The sequence below is a fragment of the Micromonospora sp. BRA006-A genome, assembly GCF_033433935.1.
In the GTDB taxonomy this organism is placed as follows: domain Bacteria; phylum Actinomycetota; class Actinomycetes; order Mycobacteriales; family Micromonosporaceae; genus Micromonospora; species Micromonospora aurantiaca.
Genome location: NZ_JANCLW010000001.1, coordinates 1,849,593 through 1,861,435, shown reverse-complemented (window position 1 = coordinate 1,861,435; position 11,843 = coordinate 1,849,593). Strand labels below are relative to the sequence as shown.

Here is an 11,843-nt window from a genome sequence, read left to right as displayed (position 1 = left end):
GGCGGGTGGGTCGGGCGGGGTGGGTCAGGGGGCGGCGGTGGTGCGGGCTGTGGTTACCAGGGTGGCGTTGTCGGGGGTCTGAGTGCCGTCGGGCAGCAGCAGCGTGTCCTCCAGGCCGATCCGGGTGTGCAGACCCCGCCGGACCGCCTCCGCGTACACCGGCCAGGTGGCCGGGCCCTCCCCGTGCAGCAGCACCGGCGGGTGCCCGTCGGGCAGGGCGGCGAGGATCGCGGCCGCGTCGGCGAGCGCCGTCTCGACCCGCTCGGCCATGCACTCGACGAGGATCCGCCCGGTGGGTGTGGACCAGCGGCGCCAGGCGTCGACCGCTGAGAGCGTCCACAGACCTGCCTCGACCATCACGCCGCGCTCGTGCAGGGCGGCGGCGACCTCGGCCGCCCCCGGTTCGTGGGCGTTGACCGAGGCGAAGTCGGGCAGCACCGTCCAGGCGCGGACGGCGGCGGCCCGCTCGGCCGGGTCGGGGACGATCCAGGCGCCGGTGCTCACGCCGACCGGCAGGCCGGGACGGGCGTCGCGGATGGCGGTGACCGCCGCCGCGATCACTGCCGGATCGAGCGACTCGGTGCCGTCGTCGTCGCGCGGGTGCACATGCACCGCCACCACCCCGGCGGTCGCGCAGCGCACCGCGTCGGCGGCCAGTTCGGCCGGGGTGAGCGGCACGGCGGGGTGCTCGTCCAGCCGTCGGGTGCCGTTGAGACACGCCTTCAGCACGGGTGTGCGCCTCCCTCGGGACGGCGGCCGCGACATCGGCGGCCGGTCGGTCAGTCGAGCCGGCGGGAGTCGAGGTCGTGCTCGGCGTCGGCCATCGCGTCGGCGTCGATGTGCTCGGCGAACTCGGCCGCCTCGGCGCTCTGCGCGGCGAGCGCGTCCTTCACCGCCCGGATCGCCACCCCGGCCGGGTAGCCCTTGCGCGCCAGCATGCCGACCAGACGCCGGAACACCGCGTCCGGCTCGCCTCTGGTGCTGCGCAGCTTGCGGTCCACCAGGGCGCGGGCGGTCTCCGCCTCGGTCTCCTCGTCCAGCCCGTCCAGTGCCGCGCCGGCCACCTCGCCGTCGACACCGCGCTGACGCAGCTCGTTGGCGAGTGCCCGGCGGGCCAGCCCGCGGCCGTTGTGCCGGCTGCTCACCCAGGCGCGGGCGAAGGCGGCGTCGTCGACGATGCCGACCTCGTCGTACCGGTCGAGGACCTGCTCGGCGACCTCCTCGGAGATGCCGCGCCGGGCCAGCGCACCGGCCAGCTCGGCCCGGGTCCGCGGGCGGACCGCGAGCTGCCGCAGGCAGATCTCCCGGGCCAGCTCGGCCTCGTCGCGCGGCGGAGCCGGAGCCTCCCCTGCATCGGGCTCCGCCGCGCGATCACGGCGCCCCCGGCGAGGCCGGGGCGTACCTGTGGCGTCGCCCGTACGGGGTGGGCCGGCATCCCAGCCCCGGCCCGTACGGGCGCGTCGTCCTGCCACGGGTCAGCGGATCAGAAGTCGACCGGCGGCAGTTCCGGGCCACCGGCGGCGTCGCCCGCACCACCGGTGCCGACGCCGAGCTTCTCCAGGATCTTCTTCTCGATCTCGGCCGCCACGTCCGGGTTCTCGCGGAGGAACTCGCGGGCCTTCTCCTTGCCCTGGCCGAGCTGGTCACCGTCGTAGGTGTACCAGGCGCCGGACTTGCGGATGATCGCCTGCTCCACGCCGACGTCGATCAGCGAGCCCTCGCGGGAGATGCCCTTGCCGTACATGATGTCGAACTCGGCCTGCTTGAACGGCGCCGCGACCTTGTTCTTCACGACCTTGACCCGGGTGCGGTTACCGACCACGTCGGTGCCGTCCTTGAGGCTCTCGATGCGGCGCACGTCGAGCCGGACCGAGGCGTAGAACTTCAGCGCCCGGCCACCGGTGGTGGTCTCCGGGCTGCCGAACATCACGCCGATCTTCTCGCGGAGCTGGTTGATGAAGATCGCCGTGGTGCCGGTGTTGTTGAGCACGCCGGTGATCTTCCGCAGCGCCTGGCTCATCAGCCGGGCCTGGAGACCGACGTGGCTGTCGCCCATCTCGCCCTCGATCTCGGCGCGCGGCACCAGGGCCGCCACCGAGTCGATCACGATGATGTCGATCGCGCCGGAGCGGACCAGCATGTCCGCGATCTCCAGCGCCTGCTCGCCGGTGTCCGGCTGGGAGACCAGCAGGGCGTCGGTGTCGACGCCGAGGGCCCGCGCGTACTCCGGGTCGAGCGCGTGCTCCGCGTCGATGAACGCGGCGATGCCGCCGGCCCGCTGGGCGTTCGCCACCGCGTGCAGCGCGACGGTGGTCTTACCGCTGGACTCCGGACCGTAGATCTCGACCACCCGGCCGCGGGGCAGACCGCCCACGCCGAGCGCCACGTCGAGCGCGATGGAGCCGGTCGGGATGACAGCCGTCTGCACGACGGGCCGCTCCCCCAGCCGCATCACCGAACCCTTGCCGAACTGCTTGTCGATCTGAGCGAGAGCAAGGTCGAGCGCCTTCTCCCGGTCAGGCCCTGCTGCCATCGTTGCCACCCCTGCCTTCGCCGGCGTCTTTCCTGAGCTTCGCGTCACGCGGGACACGCTAGGCGCTGGGTCCGACAGAAAACCAGCCGACGGGCCGTGAGCTGTGGACGAGCACCCCGCTGTGGACAATAGCCGAACAGGTGTACGACTGGGCAAGCGACACGCGGGATCGACGAAAAGGCTGCTCAGCGTAGCCGGGCGGGCACCCGGTCCGGGTAGGCGGCGACCACGGCGCGCCACACCACGTGCGTCTCCTCACCGGCGGCGAGGGCCTGCTCGACGGTCCGCCCGCCGAGCTGGGACAGCACCTGGTCGCTGGCGATGCTGGCCGCGTAACCGGGCCCGAACGCCTCCTCCAGCCGCGTCCAGAAGTCGGTCAGCCGCACGTGTTCACTCCTCCTCGTCGAGTGGTGCCGTGCCGGGACGGCGCAGTGCCAACGCCACCAGCGGCACCACGGCGATCGCCGACAGCAGGGTGAGCGTCGGGTACCCCACGGCTCGCATGACGAACCCGCTCGCCGCCGCCGCGCCCGCCCCGGCCAGCCCCATGAGCAGGTCGGACAGGCCCTGCACGCCGGGCCGGTCGGCGGTGGGCACCGACTCCGACAGCAACGTCGAGCCCGCCACCATCGTGCCCGACCAGCCCAGCCCGAGCAGCGCCAGCCCCACCGACAGCAGCGGTGTGCTGTGCCCCGAGGTGCCGGAGACCGCGCACGCGGCCAGCAGCAGCGCCACCCCGCCGAGGATCACCGGCCGCCGGCCGAACCGGTCGGTGAGCCACCCCACCACCGGCGACAGCGCGTACATGCCGGCGATGTGCAGGCTCAGCACCAGGCCGACCACCGGCAGCACGTCCGCGTCGGAGTGCCACTCGCCGAGGTGCACCGGGGTCATCGACATCACCGCGACCATCACCAGGTGCCCCACCGCGACAGCGGCGATGCCGAGGCGGGCAGCCGGCCGCCCGCGTACCGTGCGCCACGCGGCGGCCATGCCACCGCGGCGGGCGACCGCGGGTGCGGCGCCCGGCGCCGGCTCGGCCGCCGTCAGCCGGCGCGCGGTGAGCAGCGGGTCCGGCCGGAGCAGGACCAGGAGTACGACGGCGGTGAGCGTGAACGCGACGGCGCTGAAGGCGAACGGGCCGGCCAGCGCCGGCAGACCCCAGCCCCGGGTGGTCTCGTCGGCGAGCGCGGCGAAGTTCGGCGCGGCCACCGCGCCGATGGTGGTGGCCCAGACCACCAGCGAGAGCTGCCGTCCCCGGCGCTGCGGCTCGGCCAGGTCCACCGCCGTGTAGCGGGCCTGGAGGTTGGCCGCCGTGCCGCCGCCGAACAGCAGCATGCCGACGAAGAGCAACGGCACCAGGCGCGTCACGGTGGCGACCACCACCAGCACGCCGCCGACCGCGCCGACCGCGTACGCGAGCACCAGCCCCGGCCGCCGGCCCCGCGCGGTCATCAGCCGGGTCACGGGGATGGCGAGCAGCGCGGCCCCGACCACCCCGGCGCTCTGCGCCAGCCCGGCCAGGGCCGTGCCGGCGACCCGGGCGGCGAGCAGCGCGCCGACCGAGATGCCGATGGTGACGCCGATGCCGCCGATGATCTGGGTGAGGAAGAGCAGCCGGACGGTACGCCGCTGGATGCCGGCGACGTCGGGCCGGGGCGGGGCCGGCGCGGTCAGGTCGGTGGACATGCGGCGCTCCTGGTGGGGACGGGTGCCCCATCCTCCCGCACCGGCTCGCCCGGCCGGCACCCGGTTTCGCTACAGGCCGAGGCCCCGGCCGATGATCTCCTTCATGATCTCGGTGGTGCCGCCGTAGATGGTCTGCACCCGGCTGTCCAGCCACGCCTTCGCCACCGGGTACTCCGCCATGAAGCCGTAGCCGCCGTGCAACTGGACGCACCGGTCGGCGACCTTGGTCTGCAACTCGGTGGTCCACCACTTGGCCTTCGCCGCGTCGGTCACCGAGAGGCGACCCGCGTTGAACTCGGTGACGCAGTGGTTGACGAACGTCCGCGCGATGGTGACCTCGGTGTCCAGCTCGGCCAGCAGGAACCGGTTGTGCTGGAACCGGCCGATCGGCCGGCCGAACGCCTCCCGGGAGCGGGCGTACTCGATCGTCAGCGCGAGCAGCTTCTCGCAGGCCGCCACCGCGGCGACGGCGATGCTCAGCCGCTCCCGGGGCAGGTTGGCCATCAGGTGGTAGAAGCCGTGGTTCTCGGTGCCGATCAGGTTCTCCGCCGGCACCCGGCAGTCGTCGAAGAACAGCTCGGCGGTGTCGTTGGCCTTCAGGCCGACCTTCGCCAGGCGGCGGCCCCGGCTGAAGCCCGGCGTGCCGCTCTCCACCACGACCAGGCTCACCCCGTGCGCGCCCTGGTCCGGTGCGGTCTTGGCCACCACGACCACCAGGTCGGCCATCTCACCGTTGGTGATGAACGTCTTCTGCCCGTTGAGGACCAGGCTGTCCCCGTCGCGGACCGCAGTGGTGCGGATGCCGGCCAGGTCGCTGCCCGCGCCCGGCTCGCTCATCGCGATGGCGGTGACCAGGTCGCCGGAGCAGAAGCCCGGCAGCCACCGCTTGCGCTGGTCGCCGGTGGTCAGCTCGGTCAGGTACGGCGCGACCACGTCGTTGTGCAGCCCGAACCCCAGACCGGTGCACCCGGCCGCGACGATCTCCTCGTCCAGCACCGCGTTGAACCGGAAGTCGCGCTGCCCGCCACCGCCGTACTCGGGATCCACGTCCGGGCCGAGCAGCCCGGCCGCGCCGGCCGCCCGCCAGACCTCCCGGTCGACGATCCCGTCGGCCTCCCAGCGCTCGTGGTGCGGCACCGCCTCCCGGGTCAGGAACCGGCGGCACAGGTCACGGAACTCGTCGTGGACGGGCTCGTAGAGATGCTGCTCCATGCCGGCAAGTCTGGCACCGCTCACCCGCCTAGGACAGGGGTGAGCGCCGCTCGCAGCCGGCGCTCCCGGCGGCCGGTACGGACGGCCTCGGCCAGGATCGCGGCCAGCACGATCCCGAACCCGGCGGCGGCGAACTCCCACCCGGCGCGGATCGCGAGCACGATCAGCGGGCCGAGCAGCACCACGCCGCCGACCGCTCCGAACAGCGCTCCCCGGCGTATCGCGGGAAGGTTGTCCGCCACCGCCGCGCGCCCCGCCTCGTCGGCGGGCGGCTCGCCCCGGCGCAGCGCCGTCTCGGCGACCGCCCAGGCGACGACGCGGTCCGCCTCGGCGGGGCGCGGCTTACCGAACCGGCTCAGCGCGAAGTAGAACGCGAACCCCCAGATCACCGCGTTCAGGCCGGCCTCGACCACCGCCTCCTGCACGGACCCGTCCCGCTCCCAGAGCCGGATGGGCAGCCAGAGGAGGCCGGCGAGCAGCATGGAGATCACGTACGGGCCGGGTGCGCCGTACCGGAACAGCGACACCTGAGGTCGGGGGTCGGCCATGCCCGGATCGTATCCCCGCGTGTCGATCCATGTTCCCCCTGTGGACGGTGGCGGACGGGCGGCGGGCACGCCAGGATGGCCGGATGAGCACACTCACGGGGAAACAGGTGGCCGAGGCCGGGCTGGACGGGTGGACGTACCTGCTGGGGGCGTTGCAGACGCGCATCCGTACCCCTGATTTCGCGGCCGGACTGGCGCTGGTGGCCGCGGTCGGCGCGGAGGCCGAGCGGGTCGATCATCATCCGGATCTGGATCTGCGCTACACCCACGTGGACGTGCGGCTGTGGTCGCACGACGCGGGTGGCGTGACAGGGCGTGACCTGCGGCTGGCCCGGACGATCGCGGCGCTGGCCGCGGACGCCGGGCTGACCCTGTCGGCGGCCGGGCTGGCCCGCCTGGAACTCGCGCTGGACACCCCCGAGCACGCCGTGGTGCTGCCGTTCTGGCGGGCGGTCCTGACCTGGCAGTCGCCGGACGGCCGCGGCCCGGACGACGACGAGGTACGCGACCCGGACGGCGTGCTGCCGACCGTCTGGTTCCAGCGCTCCGGCCGGGACGAGCCGCGGCAGCGGTGGCACCCGGACGTGTGGGTCGACCCGGCCGAGGTGGACGCGCGCATCGCCGCCGCGCTGGCGGCGGGCGGGACGCTCGTCAGCGACGCGGAGGCGCCGAGCTTCTGGGTGCTCGCCGACCCGGACGGCAACCGGGTCTGCCTCTGCACCTGGCAGCAGCGCGCCTGACTCAGCGCAGCGCCTTGGCGGCCACCTTCAGGTCGGCGACCAGGCCCTCGTACGCGACGTCCTGGTTGTCGGCGCGCAGCACCGCCGACGGGTGGATGGTGGCGAGCAGCCGGGCCGCCGGGGCGTCGGCGACGGCGCCCGTCCGGTCGACCGGCACGCGCTCGAAGTCCTCCGGGTGCTGGGCGGCGGCGGGCCAGGGCAGCAGCTCGCCGCGCTGCTTCGTCACCCGGAAGCTCGGGCCGAGCAGCGCCTTGGCGGCGGTGGCGCCGAGCACCACCACGATCTCCGGGCGCAGCCGGGCGAACTCGGCGACCAGCCACGGCCGGCAGGCGGTGACGTGCACGCGGTCCGGGGTCTGGTGGATGCGCCGCTTACCGCGCAGCTCGAAGCGGAAGTGCTTCACGGCGTTCGTCAGGTAGATCTGGGCGGGGTCGAGTGCCGCGTCGTCGACGGCCTTGCGCAACAGCCGCCCGGCCGGCCCGACGAACGGCAGCCCCTTCTGATCCTCGATGTCGCCCGGCTGCTCGCCGACGAAGACCACGCGCGCGTGCTCGTCGCCGCGGCCGAAGACGGTCTGGGTGGCGTCCCGGTACAGCTCACAGCCCCGGCAGTCGCCCGCTGCGGCGCGCAGCTCGTCGATGGTGTCCGCCGACGGCGGGATGAACTCCTGTGCGCCGGGTGCGCTCTCGGTCTCGGCCATGCCGATCGTTCTACCCCGTCGGGCGGCGCGCACGCGAGCGGCCCGCCGCGCTGTCCGGAGGTGTTAAGAAGGGGCCCTTCCTATACCGAATGCGTTAAGAGGGGGCCCTTCCTTCCACCGGTGAGGGCGTCGGCGAGCGCGGGGACGTCGGCCTCGTCCAGCGCGCTCACCGAGACGCGCACGGCGGGGGCGGCAGCGATCCGGTACAGGCCGCCGGGGGCGAGCGACCACCCGGCGTCGCGCAGTGTCGTGATCGCCACCGTCTCGTCGGGCACCGGCACCCAGACGTTGATCCCGGTACGCCCGTGCGCCGCCACCCCGCGCGCGGCGAGCGCGGCCACCAGCCCGTCGCGCCGCCTGTCGTAGCTGTCCGCCGCGCGCCGGACCAGCTCGGCGGTGGCCGGGTCGCGCCAGAGCGACACGACCAGGCGTTGCAGCACCGTGGAGACCCAGCCGGCGCCGACCCGGGCCCGCCCGGCCACCCGGGCCACTGTGGCCTCGTCGCCGGTCAGCACCGCGAGCCGCAGGTCGGGCCCGTAGGGCTTGCTCACCGACCGGACGAAGGCCCACGCCGGGGTCGACCCGGCGAGCGGGTGCACTGGTACGCGGGCCAGCTCGGCGGCGTGGTCGTCCTCGATCAGCAGCAGGTCGGCCCGGCCGGCGAGCAGCGTCCGCAGCGCGGCGGCCCGGTCGGCGGAGACGGCCGCGCCGGTCGGGTTCTGCGCCCGGCTGGTCACCACGAGCGCCCGGACCCCGGCGGTGAGCGCCGCCCGGACCCCGCCGACGGTGGGGCCCTCGTCGTCCACCGGCACCCCGACGGTACGCAGCCCGAGCGCGGCGATCAGGTCGAGCAGGTTGGCCCAGCCCGGATCCTCCACCGCCACCGCGTCGCCGGGGCGCAGGTGGGCGGCGAGCAACCGTTCGATGCCGTCGAGCGCACCGCCGGTGACGGTGAGCGCGCCGGCCGGCACGCCGTCGGCGGCGAGCCGGTCGCGGGCCAGGGCGGCCAGGTCGGGCAGCACGGCGTCGGTCGCGTAGCCGCCGGGAGGTCCGATCTCGGCGGCGAGCGCGGCCAGGTGCGGGCCGAGCGGGGGCAGCAGCCGGGGGTCGGGCTGGCCGGCGGAGAGGTCGCGGCCGCCGGGCAGCGGCGGGGGCAGCAGCGCGGCACGGCGACCGGCGACCGGCGGGCGGGGGCGGACCCGGGTGCCGTGCCGGCCGGCGGTCGCGACCAGGCCGCGTTGCCGCAGTTCCTGGTACGCCTTCGCGACGGTGGCCGGGCTGACGTCCAGCTCGGCGGCGAGCGCGCGGACGGCGGGCAGGGCGTCGCCGGGGGCGAGATCGCCGGTGCGGATGCCGGATTCGACGCTTGCCGAAATCGCGGCGGAGGTCGAGCCGGTGACCTGATATTGTGCTGCCACAGTTCGGAGATTGTACTAGAACAAAGGTGGGATGTCACGTGTACGCCCCAACCGAACGCACCACCGCCACCCGCACCCGCGACCGGATGCACTACGACCGGGCCACCGCCCACGCGCTGCTGGACGAGGCGTACCACTGCGCGCTGTCGTTCACAGTGGACGGCGAGCCGCGCATCCTGCCGACCCTGCACGTGCGCATCGGCGACACGCTCTACCTGCACGGGTCCACCGGCAGCCGGCCGCTGCTCGCCGCCCGGGGCGAGGCCGGGCTGAGGGTCTGCGTCGCCGTCACCCACCTCGACGGGCTGATCTACGCCCGCTCCCAGTTCCACCACAGCGCCAACTACCGGTCGGTGGTGGCGCACGGCACCGCCCACCTGGTCGACGACGCCGGTGAGAAGGCGGCGGTGCTGACCGCGCTGGTGGAGAAGGTCGCCGCCGGCCGGTCCGCCGACAGCCGCCCGCCGAACCGGCGCGAGCTGGCCGAGACCGCCGTGCTGGCGCTGCCCCTGCGCGAGGTGTCGGTACGGATGCGCACCGGCGGAGTCAACGACGAGCCGGCCGACGAGGCGCTGCCGTACTGGGCCGGTGTGGTGCCGCTGCGGCTCACGCCGGGCCGCCCCGAACCCGCACCCGGCGTGAGCGCGCCGGTGCCGGCGTACCTGCGCTCGGCCCGCTCGCCGTGGCACGAACCGGCGCTGCTGCGCGGCGAGCACGTCGTGCTGGAGCCGCTCGACCTCGCCCACGCCGACGAGCTGTACGCCGCCACCGCCGACCCGGAGGTGTGGCGGCACCTGGGCGGTACGCAGCCGGCCGACGCCGCCGAGATGCGCCGGGTGGTCGCCGCCTACCTGGACGCGCAGGAACGCGGCGAGCAGGTGTGCTGGACCCAGCGCTGTGCCGTCACCGGCGCGGTGATCGGCACGACCTCCTTCTACGAGATCGACCCGGTCCGCCGGTCACTAGCGATCGGCTACACCTGGCTGGGCCGCCCCTGGTGGCGTACCGGCGTGAACACCGAGGCGAAGCTGCTCCTGCTGGGCCGGGCCTTCGACGACCTCGACGCGGTCCGCGTGGTCTGGCACACCGACATCCGCAACGACCGCTCGCAGCGCGCGATCGAACGGCTCGGCGCGAGCCGGGAGGGCGTGCTGCGACAGCACAAGCAACGCGCCGACGGCTCCTGGCGGGACACCGTGCAGTACTCGATGCTCGCGCAGGAGTGGCCGAATGCACAGGTCAGCCTGCGGGAAAGGCTTCGCCCGGCGGCCGGCGCGGCGTCATGATGTCCGGCGTGCTGGGGATCACCGACATCTGGACGTATGTGCTGGGCACCGTGGCGATCGTGCTGCTGCCCGGCCCGAACTCGCTCTTCGTGCTGGCCACCGCCGCCCGCCGGGGCGTGGCCACCGGTTACCGGGCCGCCGCCGGGGTGTTCGTCGGCGACGCGGTGCTGATGGTGCTCTCCGCCGCCGGGGTGGCCTCGCTGCTCCAGGCGTACCCCCCGCTCTACCTGGTGATCAAGTACGCCGGCGCGGCGTACCTCGGGTATCTGGGGCTGGCCATGCTGCGTGGCGCGTGGCGGCGCTGGCGCGACCGCAACGACCCGGCCACGCCGCGCCTGATCGACGAGGTGGAGCCGGCCGAACAGCGGGAGCCGTTCCGGCGGGCGCTGGTGATCAGCCTGCTCAACCCGAAGGCGATCCTGTTCTTCGTCTCGTTCTTCATCCAGTTCGTCGACCCCGGGTATGCGTGGCCGGCGCTGTCGTTCCTGCTGCTCGGGCTGATCGCGCAGGTCGCCAGCGCGCTCTACCTGACCGTGCTGATCTTCACCGGCACGTACCTGGCGGCCCAGTTCCGGCAGCGCCGGCGGCTGGCCGCGAGCGGCACCACGGCGGTCGCGGTGCTGTTCCTCGGGTTCAGCCTGAAGCTCGCCGCCGGCTGAGGTGTAAGGAAGGGCCCCCTCTTAACGCCTCCGGTAGAGCAGGGGCCCCTTCTTAACAACGAACACGCGCATACGCACGCGCTCACGTGCCGTCGCCGCCTCCGCCACCGCCGCCGATGCCCGCGCCGCCGGCCGTACCCCCGAGACCGTAACCCGGCGCGACCGGACGGTCGGGCGGGCGGCTGACGTGCGCCGACTCACGGATCGTGGCCGACCAGTCGGCGTGCGCGGCGGCGGCCGCGTGCCTGTCGATGGCGTGCCGCAGCCAGCCGTCCACAGTGGCCACCCAGTCGCGCTCGTCGGCACCGGCGTGCCAGACCCGGAACCGGCTGATGCTCTGGTGGGTGATCCCGGCCAGGGAGAGCCGCCGGTCCAGCCAGAGCAGCACCTCCATGCCGGCCGAGTCGGTCAGCATGATCATTTCGAGTTCGGTCATCGGGCCGGCGTAGAGCGGGGCGGCCCAGAAGCCGTACCACTGCTGGAACGGCAGCGTCTGCTCCACCCCCGGCAGCCGCCCCTCGCGCAGCCCGGCCTGCCGGATCGCGAAGCCGAGCGTGTCCAGCGCGGCGAGCACGTGCTCCTGGGCGGGCAGCGGGTGGATCAGCACCGGCACCATCGCGCCCTGGTCCACCTCCGGGTCCACCGACACCTCGGTGCGCAGCCCGGTACGCAGGCTCAGCAGCGGCACCCCGCCGTACGTGGTCACCGGCGACTCCCACGGCAGCGGCACGGCGAACTCGACGGCCCGCCGCCGTCCGGCCGGTACCACGAACCGTCCCGCGATCGTCCACGTCTGGAACTGCACCAGGCGGCGCGGCGCCTCCGGGTTCTCCGGTTCGACCTGGGTGACCAGCGCGAGCCGGATGTGCCGGACCGGTACGTCCGATCCACCGGCGGCGAGCGTCACCCGGCCCGGCAGGCGCAGGCCCGGCCGGGTGCTCGGGTTGGGCAGCGTGGTGCTCACCGAGAGCCCGGTCCAGGTGGAGTCCCGCGACACGCCGGTCAACCGCATGCCGGGGCTTTCCCGCTGCCCGCCCGGCCATGCCCGACCGAGACGG

The 11,843-nt window shown here is 74.2% G+C and carries 13 protein-coding genes; 3 read left to right on the top strand and 10 right to left on the bottom strand.

Annotation, left to right across the window (positions count from 1 at the left end; translation table 11 throughout):
• Nucleotides 1–24: 24 nt before the first annotated feature.
• From NMK34_RS08985 to NMK34_RS08955, 7 genes are all read right to left on the bottom strand, one after another.
• The gene (locus NMK34_RS08985) at nucleotides 25–729 is read right to left on the bottom strand and encodes a 3-keto-5-aminohexanoate cleavage protein (RefSeq protein ID WP_318333002.1); all 705 of its coding nucleotides are present in this window, start codon (nucleotides 727–729) and stop codon (nucleotides 25–27) included.
• Between the two features lie 50 nt (nucleotides 730–779).
• Nucleotides 780–1,472, bottom strand: coding sequence for a regulatory protein RecX (locus NMK34_RS08980; protein ID WP_013284730.1), 693 nt, complete (start codon nucleotides 1,470–1,472; stop codon nucleotides 780–782).
• Nucleotides 1,473–1,483: 11 nt separating this feature from the next.
• Complete coding sequence (gene recA / locus NMK34_RS08975; protein ID WP_013284729.1) at nucleotides 1,484–2,533, bottom strand: recombinase RecA; 1,050 nt, start codon at nucleotides 2,531–2,533, stop codon at nucleotides 1,484–1,486.
• A gap of 185 nt (nucleotides 2,534–2,718) precedes the next feature.
• Nucleotides 2,719–2,919, bottom strand: coding sequence for a DUF3046 domain-containing protein (locus tag NMK34_RS08970; RefSeq protein ID WP_018785963.1), 201 nt, complete (start codon nucleotides 2,917–2,919; stop codon nucleotides 2,719–2,721).
• Between the two features lie 4 nt (nucleotides 2,920–2,923).
• Nucleotides 2,924–4,222: an MFS transporter gene (locus NMK34_RS08965; RefSeq protein ID WP_318333001.1), complete on the bottom strand. Its 1,299-nt coding sequence runs from the start codon at nucleotides 4,220–4,222 to the stop codon at nucleotides 2,924–2,926.
• A 69-nt stretch (nucleotides 4,223–4,291) separates the two neighbouring features.
• Nucleotides 4,292–5,434, bottom strand: a complete 1,143-nt coding sequence (locus NMK34_RS08960) for an acyl-CoA dehydrogenase family protein (protein ID WP_318333000.1) — start codon at nucleotides 5,432–5,434, stop codon at nucleotides 4,292–4,294.
• Nucleotides 5,435–5,454: 20 nt separating this feature from the next.
• Nucleotides 5,455–5,982 carry a hypothetical protein gene (locus tag NMK34_RS08955; protein ID WP_318332999.1) on the bottom strand — a complete coding sequence of 176 codons (528 nt, stop codon included), beginning with the start codon at nucleotides 5,980–5,982 and terminating at the stop codon, nucleotides 5,455–5,457.
• Between the two features lie 83 nt (nucleotides 5,983–6,065).
• Here NMK34_RS08955 and NMK34_RS08950 point away from each other — a divergent pair, with 83 nt between their 5' ends.
• Nucleotides 6,066–6,722 carry a 4a-hydroxytetrahydrobiopterin dehydratase gene (locus NMK34_RS08950; RefSeq protein WP_318332998.1) on the top strand — a complete coding sequence of 219 codons (657 nt, stop codon included), beginning with the start codon at nucleotides 6,066–6,068 and terminating at the stop codon, nucleotides 6,720–6,722.
• 1 nt (nucleotide 6,723) lies between these two features.
• On the opposite strand, the gene NMK34_RS08945 is transcribed toward NMK34_RS08950, so the two are convergent.
• Nucleotides 6,724–7,422 (bottom strand): UdgX family uracil-DNA binding protein, encoded by a 699-nt coding sequence (locus tag NMK34_RS08945; RefSeq protein WP_043325745.1) that lies wholly within the window; start codon nucleotides 7,420–7,422, stop codon nucleotides 6,724–6,726.
• A gap of 80 nt (nucleotides 7,423–7,502) precedes the next feature.
• The gene (locus tag NMK34_RS08940; protein WP_318332997.1) at nucleotides 7,503–8,840 is read right to left on the bottom strand and encodes an aminotransferase class I/II-fold pyridoxal phosphate-dependent enzyme; all 1,338 of its coding nucleotides are present in this window, start codon (nucleotides 8,838–8,840) and stop codon (nucleotides 7,503–7,505) included.
• Nucleotides 8,841–8,878: 38 nt separating this feature from the next.
• On the opposite strand from NMK34_RS08940, the gene NMK34_RS08935 reads away from it, so the two are divergent.
• Together NMK34_RS08935 and leuE are read left to right on the top strand one after the other, a co-directional pair.
• On the top strand, nucleotides 8,879–10,126 hold the full coding sequence (locus NMK34_RS08935) for a bifunctional pyridoxamine 5'-phosphate oxidase family protein/GNAT family N-acetyltransferase (protein WP_318332996.1): 1,248 nt from the start codon (nucleotides 8,879–8,881) through the stop codon (nucleotides 10,124–10,126).
• Entirely contained in the window at nucleotides 10,123–10,785 is a 663-nt protein-coding gene (gene leuE / locus NMK34_RS08930) for a leucine efflux protein LeuE (RefSeq protein ID WP_013284720.1), read from the top strand. Before NMK34_RS08935 ends, leuE begins: the two co-directional genes overlap by 4 nt.
• Nucleotides 10,786–10,867: 82 nt before the next feature.
• Here leuE and NMK34_RS08925 read toward each other — a convergent pair whose 3' ends face one another.
• Nucleotides 10,868–11,797: a sporulation protein gene (locus NMK34_RS08925; protein ID WP_318332995.1), complete on the bottom strand. Its 930-nt coding sequence runs from the start codon at nucleotides 11,795–11,797 to the stop codon at nucleotides 10,868–10,870.
• Between the last annotated feature and the right edge of the window lie 46 nt (nucleotides 11,798–11,843).